Here is a 20,543-nt window from a genome sequence, read left to right as displayed (position 1 = left end):
TTAACGAGCAAATATAAAAATTGTTTCAACGCCGTCACAATTTAATAAACTTTAGATTAGAACGTTTTGATGAAATCTCAGGAAATACGCAACCAATTCTTACAATTTTTTAGGTCGAAATCTCACCAGATAGTGCCCTCGGCGCCCATGGTGATAAAAGACGACCCTACCCTTATGTTTACCAATGCTGGGATGAACCAGTTTAAGGAATACTTCCTAGGCAATACCGTCCCGAAACATACCCGGGTTACCGATACCCAAAAATGCCTTCGTGTAAGCGGAAAGCATAATGACCTGGAAGAGGTCGGGATGGATACTTACCACCATACTATGTTTGAAATGCTGGGAAACTGGAGTTTTGGTGATTATTTCAAGGAAGAGGCCATTAATTGGGCTTGGGAACTCCTAACTGAAGTATTCAGAATCAATAAGGATAACCTGTATATTTCGATTTTTGAAGGAAGTGAGAAGGACGGTCTGGGCCTTGATGTAGAAGCCCTGGAAATATGGAAGAAGATCGTTCCGGAAGAGCGAATTATCTACGGAGATAAAAAAGATAATTTCTGGGAGATGGGGGACCAGGGACCCTGCGGACCATGTTCAGAAATTCATATAGACATCCGATCTGATGCTGATAAAGCTAAGCAATCTGGCCGTGAACTGGTCAATGAAGATCATCCTCAGGTCGTAGAAATCTGGAACCTGGTTTTTATGCAGTATAACCGAAAGGCCGATGGCTCTCTTGAAGAACTGCCTGCAAAACATATTGATACCGGGATGGGTTTTGAACGACTTTCTATGGTGCTCCAGGGAAAACAATCGAACTATGATACCGATGTTTTTACTCCCCTTATCAGCGAGATAGAAAAAATAACCGATAGTTCGTATGGAATTTCTGAAGAATCTGATATCGCCATCCGTGTGATCTCCGATCACGTTAGGGCGGTCGCTTTTTCTATTGCAGATGGTCAGCTACCCTCGAATACAGGAGCCGGGTATGTAATACGCCGAATCTTAAGAAGAGCAATCCGTTACGGTTTCACCTTTCTTAAGACCAAAGAACCTTTTATTTTTAAATTAGTACCAACCCTAAGCAAACAGATGGGGGAGGCTTTTCCTGAGCTTATTTCGCAAAAGAATCTTATTGAAAATGTAATAAGGGAAGAGGAGCAGTCCTTCCTGCGAACTCTTGACCAGGGCTTGGTTCGCCTCGAAAATATAATTGCAGAAACCAAAGATAAAAATGTTTCAGGGAAAAAAGCTTTTGAACTCTATGATACCTTTGGGTTCCCTATAGACCTTACCGCACTTATTTTAAGAGAACGTGGTTATAATCTCGATGAAAAGGAATTTGAAGCTGAACTCCAGCAACAAAAGGATCGTTCCCGCGCAGCAGGGCAAATAACTGCTGGTGATTGGCAGGAATTAAAGCCTGTGGCCGAGGAAGCTTTTATTGGTTATGATACCCTTGAGGCCGATGTTCAGTTGGCCCGATACCGCAAAGTGAAAACAAAAAAACAGGGCGAGGTCTATCAGCTGGTATTAACACAAACACCATTCTATCCTGAAGGTGGAGGACAGGTTGGTGATAAAGGTTACCTGGAAGAAGCCGATGGAAATAGAATATCGATATTCGACACAAAGAAAGAAAATAATCTTATCGTTCATTTCACTAAAGAGCTGCCAAAAGACCTGTATGGAAGTTTAATAGGGGTAGTAAGTAAAACCCAGCGTGAGGCTACTGCTGCAAATCATTCTGCTACTCACCTGTTACATCAGGCCTTGCGCTATGTTTTGGGAAGTCATGTAGCACAGAAAGGATCTCTGGTCAAGAGCGATTATTTGCGCTTTGATTTTTCTCATTTCGGTAAGGTGAGTAAAGAGGAACTGGAGCAGGTGGAGGATTTTGTAAATACAAGGATCGCTGAAAGGATCGCAGTGAATGAGCAGCGAAATATTTCCTATCAGGAAGCATTGGACCAGGGTGCTATAGCACTTTTTGGAGAAAAATATGGTGATTCCGTTCGTGCAATAGGTTTTGGAGAGTCAATGGAACTCTGTGGTGGAACTCATGTTAAAAATACTGGAGAAATCTGGCATTTTAAGATCATATCTGAAGCCGCTGTGGCCAGTGGGATAAGAAGAATTGAAGCGATAACTGGCGATGCTGTACGCGAGTATTTTACAGCACAGACCCATCTCCTTGAGCAGGTAAAAAACGAGTTGAAGAATGCTACTGATCCAGTTAAAGCGGTAAAAGTATTACAGGAGGAGAATACGACCTTAAAAAGACAATTAGAGGCCTTGCTCAAGGATAAGGCTAAAAACCTCAAAACTGATTTAAAAACTGAAATCGAATTGATCAATGGGGTGAATTTCCTTGCCAAAATAGTGGACCTTGATGCCGGTGGGCTAAAAGATCTGGCCTTTCAGTTGGCAGAAGAGAATGATGATTTGTTCCTGTTATTTGGTTCCGAGCGCAATGGAAAAGCGCTTCTAAGCTGTTATATCTCTAAAAACCTAGTGAAGGAGAAGGGCCTGAATGCTGGAGAGATTGTTAGAGAGTTAGGAAGATATATCCAGGGAGGTGGTGGTGGCCAGCCGTTTTTTGCAACGGCCGGCGGTAAAAAGCCTTCCGGACTTAATGAAGCGCTTCAAAAGGCAAAATCCTACATCGAATAAACTTATTTCTGGAATTATAGAAATTCAGGAAGCCCTATGGAAAAAGACTATGGAATTTAGAACCCAAATCCAGATTAAGGGAGAACAGCCAAAGATCGACTACGATTCTAAAATAATGCTGTTGGGATCATGTTTTGTCGAAAATATAGGTGCAAAACTGGCGTACTACAAGATAAGGACACTGCAGAATCCCTTTGGGATCTTTTTCCATCCCCAGGCGATAGCAACTTTTCTTGAACGTGTGGATTCGGGCTATCAGTATTCCAGGAAGGATATTTTCTTCCATAATGAACGCTGGCATTGTTTTGAGGCGCACTCCTCACTGAGTTTTCCGGATAAGGAAGGAATTCTTGACGCTTTAAATTCTAAAATTCAGCAAACCCATGCATTTTTAAAGGAAGCAAGCCATGTGGTGATTACTCTCGGTTCCTCGTGGAATTACCTCCTTCGGGATACAGGGAAGGCCGTGGCCAATTGCCATAAATTTCCACAAAAGAACTTCCGAAAGGAATTATCACCCGTAGTCAGTGTCATTGAGAACCTGGAAAGGATTACTGGTTATATCGAGAAACTTAATTCCAAAGCAGAGATAATCCTTACCATCTCTCCGATCAGACATCTTCGGGATGGCTTTATTGGGAATCAGCGAAGCAAATCCAATCTTATTGCCGCTGTTCATGCTACTGAAAAAGGTGTTTATTTTCCCTCCTATGAAATCATGATGGATGATCTAAGAGATTACCGTTTTTACGGTGATGATATGTTACATCTATCTTCCCTGGCAGTTGATTATATCTGGAAAAAATTTACGGAAACCTGGTTTTCAAAGGAAGCGATGATAACCCTTACGGAGGTTGAAAAATTACAGAAAGGTTTAGCTCATCGGCCTTTTGATCCGGATTCCGAAGGTCATAAGGATTTTCTCAAAACTTTGAAGAGGCACAAAGAAAACCTTAGAAAGAAGCATCCTCATTTAAAATTTTAATAGTTTCTTGGCATTTTTTAAACTTTAAAATCATCTTAAAATCTTTTAGGTGTAAAATTATTTTGTACTTTTATATATGATTTTAAACTTCAGCACTTTAGACCAGTTTAGGTTTAAGGACTGGAAATTAAAATTCGTTTTCTAAAATTTGTTGGGGTAGATTTTAGAAGTTTTAACTTATGGACGGGTGGGGCCGTCCATAAGTATTTTATAAAACCACCTAAATTTTAAAACTTGTGCTTTCCTGCGAAAACAGTCCCTTTTTCCTTCTAATTTAGACTTTATGAGAAATTTTTTAATCGGTGCTGTCACCGTCCTCCTTGTCGTAATTGGAATGAGATATTGTGAAAATCGCGATGGTGAACTAGGCAGGCTCGAAGAAGAAAATAAATTGCTACAGGAGCAGATAAAAAACGTAGGTAAATTGGTGGTGACCGAAGGCACTTTTTCGCAGGTATATTCTTATAAGGATTCACGGAAATTCTATCTTGATATTTTTTCGGCAAGAAAAAAAGCTTTGATCGTAGTTAATGCCAGGGCCCAGGTGGCCTATGATCTTAGCCAATTAAAGACCGATATCGATAGGGAAAATAAGATCGTGCGAATCTTGGATATTCCGAAAGAGGAGGTCACCATACACCCAGAGATAAAGTATTACGACATTACACAGGATTATTTGAATCAGTTTAATGCGGAAGATCATAATAGGATCAGAAACAGGATAAAAGCCTCAATCCAGGAAAAAGTGGACAGTTCCACCCTGAAATCCAATGCACAGAACCGATTGATCAGTGAGCTTCAAAAGATTTACATTCTAACCAGTTCTTTGGGTTGGACCCTGGAATATAAAAACCAGCGCTTTTCCAACTCTGAAGACCTGGAAGAATTGAAAATATGACTTAGCTGGAAATTTGGTTTTGATCGATAAGTTCAAGGCCTCCATCAATAAGGTGGCTTATATCAGGACGTCTTATTTTAACTTTCTCCAGGTTTTGTAAAGTTTCTTTGGCCATATTCTCGTCTTTCCCGGCTACAAGTTCAAAAATTTCCACACTGAGTAACCAGTCGTTTGGATGGTGTTCAATCAATAAATCCAGAACAGCCTGCAGCGAGAATTTTGCGTTTTTTCCTTCCCGGATGTTCCTGACCGAGTCATAAAGTTCTTCTAGTTCCTGGCGTTCTGGAGTTTTGTTGCTCTTTATTGTAGTGCTTGAGGGAGAATGGGTAATTAAATCAAAGGATTCCGGATCGGCTGGGCCGGCAAAGGCTGAGACTATTTCTTTTCCTACTGCCATATCAAATTTTCCCCACTCCGGTTTGAACAGTATTTCTTCTTCATTTGTGACCGTGCAATCTCTAAAACTGATAAGGATGATCTTTCCCTGAAGATTACGAGTTCCAGTGATGATTTCGCCAGAAACTTTAATTCCTCCCTCGAACTCGAGCTCTATTTTCTTTCCTTCGTAAATATCATAAGCTCTAAGATCTCTGGGGCTCATATCTTCAATGGCCAAGTTGATTCCTTTAAGGCTGCCAATGGGGGAGCCAAAACCATCGGAGTGATTGCTTGTGCCGTGGCCCACTAATTCTTTTTCTCTATGCGAGAGGGCGGTTTGCCCTGTTGTCTGAATGTATACAGGTTTGCCTTCAAATTCGATGACCCGTGAGAAATCCCCGGAAATCTGAAGCCCAGTACTGAGTTCTACAGTGCCCAGGTTTTTGGATTCAATTAATTTCTGTACTCCTGAAAGGCCCCCACTTCTCAGAGCCATTTTATTAGCAAACTCTTCAAGGACCGAACTTAAATGTGCAAAATCGGGTGTAACATATAGTTGTGGCTGAGGTTTGGTGATATCGAAATCCTGTTTGCTGGCCTCAATAGTGTAAGGGATCTTTTTGACCTTATCGGTCATACACCAGGTGCTCTCTCCTATAGAGGATAGCAATCCAGCTCCATAGATCTTGGGGTTTTCAGGAGTTCCTATTAGCCCGTATTCTACGGTCCACCAATGCAGATTTCTTATCTGTGCCATTTCACTGGGCTTCCCCATATTATTCTGAAGTCTATCAACTTTATTTTCGGCTTCCTCAATTTCTTCCGCCGGAGTATTTTCAGCTTCTTTGATTATAGATAAATGTCGAATTGCCTCATACATCTCATAATCTTTTGCACTTGATATAGCTTTGCAACCAATTTCCCCGAAGCGTCTAAGGTACTCTGCATATTCTGGATTGGCTATTATAGGGGCGTGCCCAGCACCCTCGTGAATAATATCTGGTGCAGGTGTATATTCTATATGCTCTAACTGTCGAATGTCGCTGGCAATGACCAGTACATTGTATGCCTGAAATTCCATAAATGCAGCTGGTGGAATAAATCCGTCTACGGCTACCGCGGCCCAGCCTATTTCCTTTAATATCCGGTTCATCCCGTACATATTAGGAATGCTGTCGATTGAAATTCCAGTTTGGCGAAGGCCCTCCAGGTAAGATTCGTGGGCAACTTTACTCAGATAGTCTACGTTTTTCCGCATAACATAACGCCAAACCGCCTGATTAATAGGAGTGTAATCCTCATAATTCTGGGGTTTGATATATTGCTGAAGATGGGCTGGGAGCCTGTCCAGAATTTCATTGGATTCAATTCGATCTAACATAATTGCAAGCCTTTATTTTGATCTAAATATAAAGAATTATGCCTGAAATTTAGAATAAGTCAATGAAAACCCCTTTAAATTAAAAATGCCTCTACTAAGAGGCATTAATGGATTATTTCGGGTTCTTTAGCGGTCTGAGCCCGGAGGATATTTTTCCAGGATCTTCTGTACGATCTCATTTATCCTTTCTTGTTTTTTATTGACTTCACGAGCAAGCGCAGCAGTACCCATTCCCTGCCAAACTAGTTCTTTGTTTTCAGCATCAATTAGGTCTATATAAAGTGTGCCTTCACTGGTGCGATTTACAGTGTTGTATCCTGATCCCCAGTACCATGGATGCCATCCCCAGCCGTATCCCCAGCCCATCATATTGTTCTGGTAGATGTTAATGTTTTCGTTGGTTTTGGTGAAAATGCTTACAAGCATATCAGGATTATCAGATTTGGTAAACCCTTTCGCTTGCATTTCTGATTCAATTGCTCTTAAAATACGTTTTTTGTCTAGGTCTGAAATTTCAGCTTTATCGATTCCGGGTTTAAAAAAGGCATAGGTTTGGTAAGAATTGAAATCGACTTCACGATCGTAATCTGAAGCAACCCTTACGCTGCTACAAGAGGTAAGAAAAACTGCAAGTAGCAGAATAACCGGAGTAATTTTTAAGAATCTCATAGGTGTAGTTTTTTAAGTTAGTCTAATAAGCGTGAGTCTACCATATTCGGGATGCTGAGTTTTAACCGGGAATCCCTTTCCATGGCGCGTTTTGCAGTAAAAACCGCGCCTTCATTTCTGGCCCAGCTTCGTCGTGCAATTCCGTTATTCACATCCCAGAAAAGCATAGATTTTAAACGCTCCTCCGACGCATTATTACCTTCAAGAATCATACCAAACCCTCCATTAATAACCTCGCCCCAACCAACACCACCTCCATTATGAATGCTCACCCAGGTGGCGCCCCTAAAGCTATCTCCAATCACATTTTGTATGGCCATATCGGCCGTAAATTGGGAGCCGTCATAAATATTGGAGGTTTCTCGGTAAGGTGAGTCCGTTCCCGACACATCGTGATGGTCTCGTCCTAGAATTACAGGTCCTATTTCCCCACGGGCTATCGCATCGTTAAAGGCTTTAGCTATTTGTATTCTCCCTTCGGCATCGGCATACAAGATCCTTGCCTGAGAACCCACCACTAATTTGTTAGCCCTGGCTCCTTTAATCCATTTTATATTATCGGCCATCTGCTGTTGAATCTCTCTGGGAGATTTTTCTTTTAATTCCTCCAGCACTTTTGCGGCTATGGCATCTGTTTTTTCCAGATCCTTGAAATTCCCGCTAGCACATACCCATCGAAAGGGGCCGAAGCCGAAATCGAAACACATGGGTCCCATGATGTCCTGTACATAACTGGGATATTTAAAGTCCTTGCCGTTTTCAGCAAAAATATCAGCTCCGGCACGTCCTGCCTCAAGTAGAAAAGCATTGCCATAATCGAAAAAATAGGTGCCTTTTCCGGTGTGAGCATTGATGGCCTTAACTTGTCTTCGCAGGCTTTCCTGAACCTTAAGCTTAAAATTCTCGGGTTCCTCCGCCATCATTTTATTAGCTTCTTCAAGGCTCAGGCCTGCCGGGTAATAACCTCCAGCCCAGGGATTGTGCAAAGAAGTTTGGTCACTTCCCAGATCAATATGAATATTTTTTTTGTCAAAATGTTCCCAAACCTCCACAATATTACCCTGATAGGCAATAGAAACGATTTCTTTGTCTTTTTTTGCCCTCTCTACCCTTTTGGAAAGTTCCTCAATATCATGAATCACTTCATCTACCCAACCTTGACTATACCTGACTTGCGTTGCCTTGGGGTTTATTTCTGCGCAGACCGTTATACAACCAGCTATGTTTCCCGCCTTGGGTTGCGCCCCACTCATCCCTCCAAGTCCCGAGGTGACAAATAACTTCCCATCAAGGCCTTCCTTTTCTTTGGCTATTTTCCGGCCTGCATTCAAAACTGTGATGGTGGTACCATGAACTATACCCTGGGGCCCTATATACATATAACTTCCCGCAGTCATCTGTCCGTATTGGGTAACGCCTAGTGCATTGAATTTTTCCCAATCATCCGGTTTGGAATAGTTGGGAATCATCATACCATTGGTAACGATGACTCTCGGCGCTTTTTTATGGGAAGGGAATAGCCCCATCGGATGACCGCTGTACATGGCCAAAGTCTGTTCTTCATCCATCTGAGCAAGGTACTGCATGGTTAGCAGGTATTGGGCCCAATTCTGAAAAACAGCTCCGTTTCCGCCGTAAGTGATTAGTTCATCCGGGTGTTGAGCTACTTTGGGATCTAAATTGTTTTGAATCATTAACATGATGCCTTGGGCTTGAGGAGTTTTACCGGGATATTCCTCAATAGGACGAGCGTAAATTTCATAATCCGGTTTAAACCGGTACATATATATACGCCCGAATTCTTCCAGTTCATTCTTAAATTCGGGTAACAACTCTTTATGGTGTCTGGGTTTAAAATACCGGAGCGCATTTTTAAGAGCTAGCTTCTTTTCCTCCTCAGTAAGGATCTCCTTGCGTCTTGGCGCATGGTTGACCTTTTTATTATAGGGTTTTTTTGCGGGTAGGGATTCTGGTATACCCCGTAATATTTGCTCTTTGAAATTCAGTGTTGCCATTATTGGGTGTTGGTTTTTTTATTATACCCATAAGGACAATGGCGACAACCACTTTCACAACAATAACCACGTTTAAGATGATATTGTTCTGTAAAACAACGGTAACCTTCAGGGGTAAGATAGTAATCGCCTTCCTCCAGGGGAATTCTTTTCTTTAAAAAACTCATGACACAAAAATACAATTTCTTATCTTGAATGCGTGATTTTGATCGTCAACAAATATCTGCTCGCCAAGCATTTTAAAGGGGTAAGTATCTGGCCTTTCGTGATCCTTAAAAACAGGGATCTTAAAGATGATAATTATTTTATTAATCACGAAAAGATCCACCTCAGGCAACAAATTGAACTACTGGTTTTACCTTTTTATATATGGTATTTCGTTGAATATTTATTCAGGCTTTTGCAATATAGAGATGCTTTCCTGGCTTATAAAAATTTAAGTTTTGAGCGTGAGGCCTATAGCCAGGAGATGAAACAAGACTATCTTTCTGAACGGAAATTTTGGGCATTTTTACAGTTTTTATAGCCTGGCTAAATTAGATTTGAGATATTTGCAAAATGCCGGAATTTTTAAATTTTTCTAGGGAATATTATGCTGAAAATCAATTTCTTGGTGAGTTCTATAATGGAATTAAGGTGTTTTTGAAACGAGAGGATCTAATTCATCCTGAGGTTTCAGGAAACAAATTTAGAAAAATAAAATATAATATTGAGGAGGCTTTTCGGCAGGATAAAAGAACCATTCTCACTTTCGGTGGAGCCTATTCAAATCATATTACAGCAACAGCGGCTGCTGGGGAAATTGCCGGAATTAAAACTATTGGGGTTATTCGCGGAGAGGAGCTTGGTGTAAATCTGGTTAAAACTTTGCACGAGAACCCAAGCCTTAATTTTGCGTATTCTCGTGGGATGCAGCTCCATTTTGTAAACCGGCAGCAATATCGTGAGAAGACGACAGAAGGTTTTCTGAAAGAAATAGAAGAAAAGTTTGGTGATTTTTATTTGCTACCTGAAGGAGGAACAAATGAACTTGCGGTTAAAGGCTGTAAGGAAATTCTAGGTACCGGCGACCAAGCATTCAACTATATCTGTTGTTCAGTTGGCACGGGGGGGACGATTGCTGGTATAATCAATGCTTCTGGGAAAGATCAGCGGATTTTAGGTTTCCCGGCCCTAAAGGGTGATTTTCTTTCTGACCAAATACGAAAATACAGCAATAAAAACAATTGGGAACTGATACTAAATTATCATTTTGGTGGTTATGCTAAGGTGAATTCGGATTTGATAAATTTTATTAATAAATTCAAAAAAAAATATCAAATTCCACTTGATCCTATATACACAGGAAAATTAGTTTTTGGTATTTTTGACCGCATAAAAAGGGGTGAATTCCCTTCAGGGTCTAGAATTCTGATAATTCATACAGGCGGACTCCAGGGGATTGACGGTATTAATAATGTCTTAAGAAAAAAGAATCTGCCTTTAATCAACTAAGGATATGAGGATAAAGTACATACTTTTACTGATTTTTGCAACGGGTTTTGCTGTCTCCTGCGGGAGCAAGAAAAAAGTGGTAACTAGAAAGAAAAACGACACGGGACCCCAAATAGAGCTTCCGGCGCCTCGCGAAAATACAAATAGAGAATTTCCTGATCAAAAGATTGAAACTCTGGAGCCCTCACCTCGTCGTTATAGTGTAGAAGATTATATTAAGGATTTTTCGGAACTGGCCCAGGAGGAAATGCGATTGTATAATATACCTGCCAGTATAACTTTAGCTCAGGGAATTTTAGAATCCGGAGCAGGGCAGGGCGATCTCTCACGTAGAGCTAATAATCACTTTGGAATAAAATGTCATGACTGGGATGGCCCCAGGGTTTATCACGATGATGATGCACGCGGGGAGTGTTTCAGAAAGTATAAGGATCCAAAATACTCTTATCGGGACCACTCTCTATTTTTAACCGAGAGAGCACGTTATGCACCACTTTTTGATTTAAGTGCCGATGATTATAAAGCCTGGGCTCGTGGTCTAAGAAAAGCCGGATATGCTACCGACAGGAAATATCCTGAAAAACTTATCGGTATTATAGAGCGCTACGAACTTTATCGTTACGATGCAGATGTTCTAAAGAGACCATCTCCCAGTTACACCCATAATCCTGAACCATCAGAATTAACCTACCGTGTGGAAAAGGGAGACACCCTTTATGGTATTGCAAAAAGATACAATGTTTCAGTACAAGACCTGCAGCGCTATAACGATCTTAAAGACGCTAACCTAGCCGTTGGTCAAATCCTTTATATAATTTCACCTTCAGAATTTTAAAAATATGAATTATAGAAGAAGCAGCGAACTCTTTGTCGCGGCCCAAAAAGTAATCCCCGGTGGAGTTAACTCCCCTGTACGTGCTTTTAAAGCAGTAGGGGGAAATCCTATTTTCGTAAAAAAAGCAGAAGGAGCTTATCTCTTTGATGAAGACGGAAATAAACTTATTGATTATATTAATTCCTGGGGGCCACTAATTCTTGGTCACGCTTTTCAACCGGTGGTAGATGCTGTGACTGAAAAAGCTCAAAATGGAACTTCCTTTGGGACCCCTACTGAACTTGAAACCAAAATTGCAGAACTTGCTGTAAAAATGGTTCCCAATATTGATAAGATCAGGTTTGTGAATTCCGGCACCGAAGCAACTATGAGTGCTGTACGATTAGCCCGAGGTTATACCGGAAAGGAAAAGATTATCAAATTTGCCGGTTGTTATCATGGTCACAGTGACTCTTTTCTTATTCAGGCTGGCAGTGGTGCAGTAACTTTTGGAACCCCTAATAGTCCTGGGGTGACCCAGGGTACCGCCAAGGATACCTTACTAGCCAGATATAATGATCTGGAAAATGTCAAGGAGGTGATCGAAGCCAATAAGGATGAAATTGCTTGCCTTATCATTGAACCGGTTCCCGGTAACATGGGATGTATACCTCCAAAAAAAGGATTTTTGGAAGGATTAAGAAATTTATGTAATGCCAACGATATTTTACTGATCTTCGATGAAGTGATGAGTGGATTTCGGTTAGCAGCTGGTGGAGTGCAAGAACGACTTGGTGTGAATGCGGATATCCTTTGTTTTGGAAAAGTGATTGGTGGAGGACTGCCCGTAGGTGCTTTTGCTGCCCGGGATGAAATTATGAATTATCTGGCTCCCATAGGTCCTGTGTACCAGGCGGGAACTTTAAGTGGTAACCCTCTTGCTATGGCTGCAGGTCTTGCCATGCTTACCGAACTCGATCAAAAACCTGAAATTTTTCAAAGTATAGATAAGAAAACTGAATACCTGCATGAAGGAATGGAAAAAGTACTTCAGGCCAACCGGGTTGCTCATACTATTAACCGTGTAGGATCTATGATCTCAGTTCATTTTGGAGATGAACCTGTCTATGATTTTGAGTCAGCATCGAGGGCAGCATCAAACGGAGTCTTTAATAAATTTTTTCACGGCCTTCTTGAAAATGGAATATATATTGCCCCCAGTGCTTTTGAAACCTGGTTTATATGTGATGCTTTGACTTATGAAGATCTTGATAAGACCATAGAGGCAGTGGATAAGGTTTCCAAAAATTTAAAATAGGAAACAGAGATAGTTTTAAGGAATTTAAAACGCCCCTAGAAAGAAAGTTATTTTTGGGGGCATATTTTTGTTAAAACTTTTAATCGCTATTCATTTGTAATAATTCTTCTACATAATCCCTGGAGTTGGAGAGTCTGGGTATTTTATGCTGACCGCCAAGTTTGTCATTTTTCTTGAGCCAGTCATAAAAAAGTTTTTTACGAGCTTTGTGAATTCTTGGCATATTAAGAGTCATATTATTGTAACGCTTTGCTTCATAATCACTGTTAACGGTTTGCAGGGCCATATCGAGTTCTCGTTTAAATTGTTCAAAATCCCTAGGTTGGTTTTTGAATTCAATGATCCATTCATGAGCACCTTTTTCCCTGCCTTCCATAAAGATAGGAGCTACAGTGTAATCGACAATCTCACAATTGGTAACCAAAGACACTTTTTTTAAAGCTTCTTCGGCATTTTCGATGATCAGTTCTTCGCCGAAGACATTTATATGATGTTTGGTCCTGCCCGAAACTTTAATTCGATAAGGTCTTAACGAAGTAAAACGTACGGTATCTCCAATTTTATAACGCCATAGCCCGGCATTGGTAGTAATTAATACGGCATAGTTCTTTCCGGTTTCTACATCAGAAAGAGGGATTATTTTTTCGCTTTCGCTTCCATAGGTGTCCATGCTAATAAATTCAAAGAAAATACCGTAATCCAGCATTAGCAACAGTTCTTTGGAATCGTTGCGGTCCTGACAGGCGAAAAATCCTTCAGAAGCATTATAGATTTCATAGTACCTGAAATCCTCTCGGGGAAGAATCTTATTGTATTGAGGCCCGTAGGGTTCAAAACTAACGCCTCCATGGAAGTATACTTCCAGACTAGGCCATACTTCAAATAGGTTTTCTTTACCAGTAGCCTCCATAACATTATTGAGTAGAACAAGCATCCAGCTAGGTACTCCTGCAAGGCTGGTAACCCTTTCTTTTTTGGTTTCGTTTACTATGGCAGGCATCTTGACCTCCCAGTCATGTAGCAGAGATACATCGTTACTCGGGGTGCTACTGTATTCTGCCCAAAAGGGCATATTATCTATCAAGATAGCCGAAAGATCGCCATAAGAGGTACCGTTACTACGATAGATTTCCTTACTACCTCCAAGCCTTAGGCTTTTCCCGGTAAATAACTGGGATTCAGGATTATTGTTGAGGTATATGCAAAGCAGGTCCTTACCAGCATTATAATGGCAGAGTTCCAGGGAATCTTCACTTACTGGGATGAACTTGCTCTTGGCATTGGTTGTACCGCTGGATTTTGCAAACCATTTGATTGGGGTGGGCCAGAAGATATTATTTTCTCCCTTCCGGCTGCGCTCTATACAATCCTGATAATCTTCATACTGCTGAATAGGTACTCGGTTGGCAAATTCGGCATAGGTTTTTATACTATTGAAATCGTACTTTTTGCCAATCTCGGTGTTCTTAGCTTTTGAAATCAGGTTCCTAAGGAGTTCCTGCTGAACCTCGTTGGGGTATTTTATGAATAACTCCATTTGGTGTATTCGCTTCTTTAGAAACCAGGATGCAACGGAGTTTACTAATGGGATTGGCATTATTTCTTTATATCTTTATACGCTGAACAATGCATCAGCGGGAGTTGGCCGGTTAAAATTAGTTTAAACTTGGAAGCCTGCAAATCAACTTCGGTTAAAAATACAGAAAAATATATGAGATACGAAGGTGTGCTTACGAAAATGAGAACTGAGATTACAGATAAGGTGCAGTATTACCTCATTTTTGAAGACGATTTTATAAATATGAATCAGCTCCTTGGCAAATCTTTAGCCATTAATTTTCTTAGATACAAATGTCTTCATTGTGGGCTTGAAAAAAAGATCTTTCGACAGGGCTATTGTTATGATTGTTTTAAATCAATTCCCCAGGCAGGCGATTGGGTAATCAGCCCTGAACTTTCCAGGGCCCACCTCGATGAGGAGGATCGTGATCTGGATTTTGAGAAGGGCGTGCAATTGCAACCTCACGTAGTTTACCTGGCAAATTCAAGTGATGTGAAAGTAGGTGTGACCCGTAAGTCTCAAATTCCTACGCGATGGATCGACCAGGGCGCACATGAGGCCATTGAAATCGTTGAAGTTCCCAACAGGTATCTGGCCGGAATCACTGAGGTGGCGCTTAAAAGTCATGTTTCCGATAAAACCAACTGGCGAAAGATGCTAACTAATGACATTCTTGATCTTGATCTGGCAGAAATTCGTGAAAACCTGAAACAATATATCCCGGAAGAAGCAAAGGATTATTATCTGTCCAATAATAAGGAAACCGAAATAGAATTTCCAGTGTTGGAATTTCCTAAGAAAATTAAAACGCTGAACCTTGGTAAGATCCCGTTTTATGAAGGGGTGCTCAAAGGTATCAAAGGCCAGTATCTTCTTTTTGAGGATGGCACCGTTTTTAATATTCGAAGCCATGAAAGTTTTGTCATAGAGTTACAAGTAAAATAACTCAAAGAGTCCTGGCGTTGAACCAATAGGGTAGCTATAGAGGCTGCCCTGATTGATACCTTTTCTCTTATGTGTTTTCGGTTACTGCTGATCCTCTGTGGTATCCTTTTTCTTTTCGCTTTTCTTTAGAATCCCTCCAAGAATATTTCTTGCAGCTTCCTTCATTTTCTCCTCCTGCCTTACCGTGGTGTCCCTGGTTCTGGGGGGCTGAGTGGGAGTTGCTGTAGTATCTCCGGTAGCCGTGGTATCGGATGGTGGTTCCTCTCCGGTTTTACCACTAATTATGTCCCGTATTGCCTGTTCTCCACGCTCTCTGAGATTTTCCTTTTGCTTTTCAATTATGCGTTGGGTCAACTGACTAACGGCCTGTTCCATATTGATGTTGATCTGCGGATCCTGGAAAGTCCCCTGGAGTCCGATTGGCAGCGCTACCACCATATCGCGAAGTTCTTCTCCGCTTAAACTGCTGAGACTTTGGCTTATCTGTTTTCCAAGCAGGCGGGCGGGTATATCAAGATTGAGATTATAATTCATACGCATATCAAAACCGTGACTTCCATCAACCCGAACATTTATCCCTTTGATATCAAAATCGAACGGTTGTATTTCTACCATACCTTCCTTGAAGGTGAGGTATGTTTTCAGTTTACTCAGGTCGATATTGTCAAGGTCGATGAATTCCAGTTGTTGGTCTAGACTGGAGAGCAGCGGTAATTTTTCAGGATTAATGTCTGCGGTTAAAATCTCTGCTAGGGCATTCCCAGCAATAGTTTGTAACTGGGGGGTGAGATCATCATAAAGGTTTCCACTGAGTTTCAAGTTTGTCTGCAATTTACCTTCTAAGGCCTTGGCTACCGGAGCCAGGGCTTGTAACATTTCCAAACTGGAAAAAGATTGAGCAATATTCAGGGCATTCAAATCAAGTTCCATCTCGAAGGTTGGAGTAGTCTCACGGGTAGACACATTTCCGTTGAGGTTAATGGTTCCATCAAAGATTTCTGTGGATATATTCTTTAAAGTGGCTGTTTCATTCCTTAAGACAATATTTCCTTTAGCATTTTTCAGCTCAAGATCATCATAAATAAGAGTAGCAACATTAAAGTCAAGTTCTGTATCCAAAAAGGATGGGATCTTTACGGCTTCTCTGCCTGTCTTGATCCTCTGTGTTTTTTTGCCTGTGGTTCCCGGCTCTTCGGTTTGCACCTCTTCTGTTTCTGCCACTACGAAATCGTTGATCGCAAAAGTGTTGGAATTTACCCTGAAATTACCTTTAAGATTCTGATCGGTAAAGAGAAAGCCCATAAGATTCTTTATTTCTCCTGAGGCCGTGAGATCTGTTCGCCCTGTTGTAAGCTTAAGTTCAGGTACATTTACATTCCCCTGGTTGAAGTTCATACTGGCATTGGCGATCTTTAGCTCGTTAGGGATTTCAGGGGATTTATAACTAAAATCTTTAATACTAGCCGTACCCTGACTGCGTACATTCTGATATTGTTCCTTTTCAATGGAGCTCATATCGAACTGAGTACTCAAGTCTGCCGTGAGAATCCCGTTGAGATCCTGATCCAGATCAAGCGGATATGCCTGTTCCACACTAGCTAAGTTAATCGTTCCTTCTAAGGTCATATCTATCTGCATATTACCCATTAGGTTTTGGATGCTTCCATTGGTTTGGAACCTGTCTTGATCTATTCTAAAGGTTACATCATCGAAGGTGAGATAAGTATCATCAATCAGGCCCGTTTCATTGATTACCTTCAGATCTATGTTAATATCGTCCACGCTTTTTGGTAGATCAGGATATTTAAAGCGTGCATTACTGGATTGAGCCCGTATGTCTATTTTAGGAATATAAGTATCATTCGTGATTCCATGGATCCTACCGTTGACTATAAAATCTCCTGAGGTCTCGACTTCTTCGATATTCTTTGCATAGGTTTCAGGAATGACAGCCAGAAAGTTTTTAAAATCTGAAGATGGTGTTTGGAAACTGATATCCATTTCATTGTTGTCTTGGTTTACCTGGACCCAGCCTTCGAAGCTTAGGGGCAACTGATTCACGGTGGCTTCATTTTCCAGAAAAGTATATCGCATATTCTCCAGGTCCATCTGAATCACAGCATCCAGAGCTACCCTGTTTCGGTATAAATAATTTACTCCGTCATAATCAAGGGAAACCATGGCAACAGATTTGGTCTCCAACTCGCTTTCGGTAAGCGAAAAATCTCCGGTACCTTCATGGTTTAAGTCTTCGATGTCCAGGAGGAGATCCTGACCCTCATCCCAGAATTTGATATGACTGTCATTGATTTCGTAATGTTGTAGTTCAAAACTGAAACCAGCGGTGGAGTCTGAAGTACTGGCACTATCTTTTATAGCTATATCATAATTGTTATTGCCTAGAGAATCTGTCAGGATATTAATATAGGCGCTATTGAGTTTAAGCTGATCCAGTCTCTTAGCTTCTTGGTTGCTCTTGAACAATTCTTTAATGGACATTTCAAGTAGCAATTCCTCTCCTAAAGCAAGGGTGTCGCCTTCAAAAGGTGCCTTATTGATTACTTTGAAATCTTCGACCACTACCGTTGCCTGAGGGAAATTCCGCAAAAGGCTTAGGTTAATATCGGCAAACTCAACCTTAGCATTAACATTCTGGTTTATAGTTTTTCTTACATAATCTTTAATCTGGGCCTCAAATATTAGAGGTGCTCCAACAAGGATAATTAGAAGAACCAAAAGGATAATTCCGAATATTTTGAATACTTTTCTCATGGTTAAATATTTTTCTGAACTAAAACTCTAATTTCTTAAATTCCTCTCCCCACTTCATCTTGAATCGTTTTCTAAGTAAATATACTGAAGCATAGAGTAATGGAGTGTCTAGCAGGGCTATAATTACCTTAAATAGAAATCCGCTAAGGAGTAGGGTGTCAAATAGTTCCCATTCGATCTTTCCAAAGCTGCAAAGCAAAAATAGGACCGAAAACGTATCTACAAATTGAGATAGGAAGGTCGAAAAATTATTGCGGAGCCATAAATGTTTTCCCTTGGTCAGACGCTTCCAGAAATGGAAGAGTTGAATGTCGATATACTGGGCCAGCAAATAGGCAACCATGGAGGCCAGAACCGCAATAGCAGTAGCACCAAAAACCTTGGTGAAAAGAGCGTCATCAATAGGCGACCATTCTGTTGCCGGAACTAAATTAGCCAGATAGACTATCAATAATGAAAAGAACGAGGCGAAAATACCTGTAGTGACTACCCGGTTGGCCCTTGTCTTTCCGTAAACCTCACTGATAATGTCAGTGATTAAGAAAGTAATGGGATAAGGAAGAATTCCTACAGATATCTCAAAAGAGTACAACCCGAAAAAGTTCCAAGAAAAAAATTTCTGGAAGATCAAGTTGGAAACTACCAGGGATGCGATAAACAACCCCCCTAAAATCAAATAAATATGCTGTGCCGCAATCCTGTCTTTCGGGTATAACTCCGCCAAATTTTTTTGTTAAGTCTTCAAACAAATTTAAGGGTATGTGGTTTTGTTTTGCTTAATTTGCTGTGAAATTTGCACCTAAACCCTTATTAAATTTTTCTTAATTCAGTTTGATACCCCCTAAGTTAGTATATATAGCACTTGGAAGCAATCTAGGCGATCGTTTTGCCCTGCTTCAAATGGCAGTTAATAGAATCTATGAGGAGGTTGGTGAAATTATTCAAGTTTCAAAAGTGTACCAGACCCCTTCCTGGGGTTTTGAAGGGGATGCCTTTTTAAATGCTTGTATAGTTGTTTCTAGCCGTTTTTCCGCTAGAATGATCCTGAAAAAACTACTAAAGATTGAATCTGAAGCTGGTCGTTTGCGAAACGATTCCAAAAATTTTCAAAGTCGTAGCTTAGACTTGGATATCCTCATGATGGAAAAGGAAGTCATTACTTCTAAAGAGCTTATTCTTCCACATCCTCATATGCAAGATCGTCGTTTCGTTTTACAACCTTTGTCCGATATTGCTTCCAAAGTGGTACATCCGGTATTGGGAATTTCTATTGAAAAGATGCTGATTCAGCTCAAGGATAATGACCGTGTTTATCCAGTGCCAGAGCAAATTGAAATTCCAAATAGAAAATTTGACTTAAGCAATTGTAATTATATTGCTGTGGAAGGAAATATCGGAGCAGGAAAGACCAGTTTTTCAACAATGGTTTCCCAGGATTTCAATGCCAAACTCATTCTTGAACGATTTAGGGATAATCCTTTTCTTCCAAAATTTTATGAGAATAAAGAGCGGTATGCTTTTCCCCTGGAAATGTCCTTTTTAGCTGACCGCTACCAGCAATTAGCAGATGATCTCGCGCAATATGATCTTTTTAAGGATTTTGTGATCTCCGATTATGATGTTTTCAAATCCCTGATTTTTGCCAAGATTACTTTGCCAGAAGATGAATATTCACTCTACCATAAGTTGTTCCACCTTATGTATAAAGAACTTGTTAAACCAGACCTTTATATCTATCTCTACCAGAATACTGATCGACTTTTGGAGAACATCAAAACCCGTGGCAGGGATTATGAGCAGAATATTCAAGCCGATTATTTGGTTGAGATCAATAAATCCTACCTGAGTTTTATAAAATCTCAAACCAAGCTTAAAGTGCAGATCATTGATATTTCGGAGAAGGATTTCGTAAATAACAGGAAAGATTATCTCGACCTTCTAAGTAAAATTCAAGCTTAGGGAAAATCTTTCTTATTTCATGACTTTTAGTTTTGAGAATAAGTCCCAAAGAACCACTCCCACACTCACGGCTATATTTAGAGAATGCTTACTACCTAGTTGCGGAATTTCTATTATTCCATCGCTGGCCGAAACCACTTTCTGCTGTACGCCTTTTACTTCATTGCCGAATACTACTGCCAATTCTTTATCTATTTCAGGTCTAAAGTTGTGAAGCATTTCTGCGCCTTCAGCCTGTTCTATGGCAAATACTTTTACATTGTTCTGCTGAAGTTTGGTCACAATTTCAAGGACATCCTCAGCATATTCCCAACTTACGGTCTCTGTCGCGCCTAGGGCAGTTTTTTGTATATCCTTATGTGGAGGTTGAGCAGTAATACCACAGAGGTAGATCTTTTCGATTAAAAAAGCATCGGAAGTTCTGAAAACCGACCCGATATTATTTAAACTCCTGATGTTATCCAGAATAACAATTATTGGCGTTTTGGAAGCTTTCTTGAATTCCGCTACAGATTTTCGTTCAAGTTCACTGTTCTTTAATTTTCGGTTTTGCATGGCAGTAAAATTAAGGAATTAACTGGCAATATGGAAAAACCATTCGAAGATGACGAAGAACTTTTTAGCTCATTTTTCAGAAAAGTTCTATTTTAGAAAACTGGACCAATTTTTATT

The 20,543-nt window shown here is 40.5% G+C and carries 17 protein-coding genes; 9 read left to right on the top strand and 8 right to left on the bottom strand.

The features are described from left to right. Positions 1-69: 69 nt before the first annotated feature. The 3 genes from alaS (at position 70) to ACW6NC_RS06610 (ending at position 4,565) form a co-directional block, all read left to right on the top strand. The gene (alaS, locus tag ACW6NC_RS06620; protein ID WP_457864570.1) at positions 70-2,682 is read left to right on the top strand and encodes an alanine--tRNA ligase; all 2,613 of its coding nucleotides are present in this window, start codon (positions 70-72) and stop codon (positions 2,680-2,682) included. Further along, positions 2,645-3,667, top strand: coding sequence for a GSCFA domain-containing protein (locus ACW6NC_RS06615; protein ID WP_457864568.1), 1,023 nt, complete (start codon positions 2,645-2,647; stop codon positions 3,665-3,667). The genes alaS and ACW6NC_RS06615 overlap by 38 nt, the downstream gene beginning before the upstream one ends. A 283-nt stretch (positions 3,668-3,950) precedes the next feature. Continuing rightward, positions 3,951-4,565, top strand: a complete 615-nt coding sequence (locus ACW6NC_RS06610) for a DUF4230 domain-containing protein (RefSeq protein ID WP_457864566.1) — start codon at positions 3,951-3,953, stop codon at positions 4,563-4,565. 1 nt (position 4,566) lies between these two features. On the opposite strand, the gene ACW6NC_RS06605 is transcribed toward ACW6NC_RS06610, so the two are convergent. From ACW6NC_RS06605 to ACW6NC_RS06590, 4 genes are all read right to left on the bottom strand, one after another. After that, positions 4,567-6,324: an aromatic amino acid hydroxylase gene (locus tag ACW6NC_RS06605; protein ID WP_457864564.1), complete on the bottom strand. Its 1,758-nt coding sequence runs from the start codon at positions 6,322-6,324 to the stop codon at positions 4,567-4,569. 126 nt (positions 6,325-6,450) lie between these two features. Beyond that, the gene (locus ACW6NC_RS06600; protein WP_457864562.1) at positions 6,451-6,993 is read right to left on the bottom strand and encodes a DUF4136 domain-containing protein; all 543 of its coding nucleotides are present in this window, start codon (positions 6,991-6,993) and stop codon (positions 6,451-6,453) included. Between the two features lie 17 nt (positions 6,994-7,010). Beyond that, complete coding sequence (locus ACW6NC_RS06595) at positions 7,011-8,999, bottom strand: urocanate hydratase (RefSeq protein WP_457864620.1); 1,989 nt, start codon at positions 8,997-8,999, stop codon at positions 7,011-7,013. A gap of 8 nt (positions 9,000-9,007) precedes the next feature. Continuing rightward, a complete protein-coding gene (locus ACW6NC_RS06590; protein WP_457864560.1) occupies positions 9,008-9,175 on the bottom strand; it encodes a DUF5522 domain-containing protein in 168 nt (55 codons plus the stop codon). Positions 9,176-9,207: 32 nt separating this feature from the next. Between ACW6NC_RS06590 and ACW6NC_RS06585 the strand changes: the two genes are divergently transcribed. Genes ACW6NC_RS06585 through hemL form a run of 4 tightly spaced genes read left to right on the top strand, consistent with a single transcriptional unit; the run spans position 9,208 to position 12,634 of the window. Beyond that, positions 9,208-9,534, top strand: coding sequence for a hypothetical protein (locus ACW6NC_RS06585; RefSeq protein ID WP_457864558.1), 327 nt, complete (start codon positions 9,208-9,210; stop codon positions 9,532-9,534). Between the two features lie 32 nt (positions 9,535-9,566). Beyond that, positions 9,567-10,502, top strand: a complete 936-nt coding sequence (locus ACW6NC_RS06580; RefSeq protein ID WP_457864556.1) for a 1-aminocyclopropane-1-carboxylate deaminase/D-cysteine desulfhydrase — start codon at positions 9,567-9,569, stop codon at positions 10,500-10,502. Between the two features lie 4 nt (positions 10,503-10,506). Then, positions 10,507-11,337 (top strand): glucosaminidase domain-containing protein, encoded by an 831-nt coding sequence (locus ACW6NC_RS06575; RefSeq protein WP_457864554.1) that lies wholly within the window; start codon positions 10,507-10,509, stop codon positions 11,335-11,337. A 4-nt stretch (positions 11,338-11,341) separates the two neighbouring features. Continuing rightward, positions 11,342-12,634, top strand: a complete 1,293-nt coding sequence (hemL, locus tag ACW6NC_RS06570; RefSeq protein WP_457864552.1) for a glutamate-1-semialdehyde 2,1-aminomutase — start codon at positions 11,342-11,344, stop codon at positions 12,632-12,634. A gap of 79 nt (positions 12,635-12,713) precedes the next feature. Here the strand turns inward: hemL and ACW6NC_RS06565 are convergent, their stop codons facing one another. After that, entirely contained in the window at positions 12,714-14,231 is a 1,518-nt protein-coding gene (locus ACW6NC_RS06565; RefSeq protein WP_457864551.1) for a GH3 auxin-responsive promoter family protein, read from the bottom strand. Positions 14,232-14,345: 114 nt separating this feature from the next. Between ACW6NC_RS06565 and ACW6NC_RS06560 the strand changes: the two genes are divergently transcribed. Beyond that, entirely contained in the window at positions 14,346-15,140 is a 795-nt protein-coding gene (locus ACW6NC_RS06560; protein WP_457864549.1) for a DUF2797 domain-containing protein, read from the top strand. Between the two features lie 81 nt (positions 15,141-15,221). Here the strand turns inward: ACW6NC_RS06560 and ACW6NC_RS06555 are convergent, their stop codons facing one another. Both ACW6NC_RS06555 and ACW6NC_RS06550 read right to left on the bottom strand, forming a co-directional pair. Then, positions 15,222-17,912 carry an AsmA family protein gene (locus ACW6NC_RS06555; protein WP_457864547.1) on the bottom strand — a complete coding sequence of 897 codons (2,691 nt, stop codon included), beginning with the start codon at positions 17,910-17,912 and terminating at the stop codon, positions 15,222-15,224. A 19-nt stretch (positions 17,913-17,931) separates the two neighbouring features. Further along, entirely contained in the window at positions 17,932-18,636 is a 705-nt protein-coding gene (locus ACW6NC_RS06550; RefSeq protein ID WP_457864545.1) for a queuosine precursor transporter, read from the bottom strand. Between the two features lie 107 nt (positions 18,637-18,743). Between ACW6NC_RS06550 and folK the strand changes: the two genes are divergently transcribed. Then, positions 18,744-19,871 (top strand): 2-amino-4-hydroxy-6-hydroxymethyldihydropteridine diphosphokinase, encoded by a 1,128-nt coding sequence (folK, locus tag ACW6NC_RS06545; protein WP_457864543.1) that lies wholly within the window; start codon positions 18,744-18,746, stop codon positions 19,869-19,871. Positions 19,872-19,883: 12 nt separating this feature from the next. Here folK and ACW6NC_RS06540 read toward each other — a convergent pair whose 3' ends face one another. Further along, positions 19,884-20,426: an RNA methyltransferase gene (locus ACW6NC_RS06540; protein WP_457864541.1), complete on the bottom strand. Its 543-nt coding sequence runs from the start codon at positions 20,424-20,426 to the stop codon at positions 19,884-19,886. Positions 20,427-20,543: the final 117 nt, after the last annotated feature.

This window comes from Salegentibacter profundi (assembly GCF_054121475.1).
The sequence above is the reverse complement of the archived record's forward strand: the minus strand, read 5'-3'. Positions and strand labels throughout refer to the sequence as shown.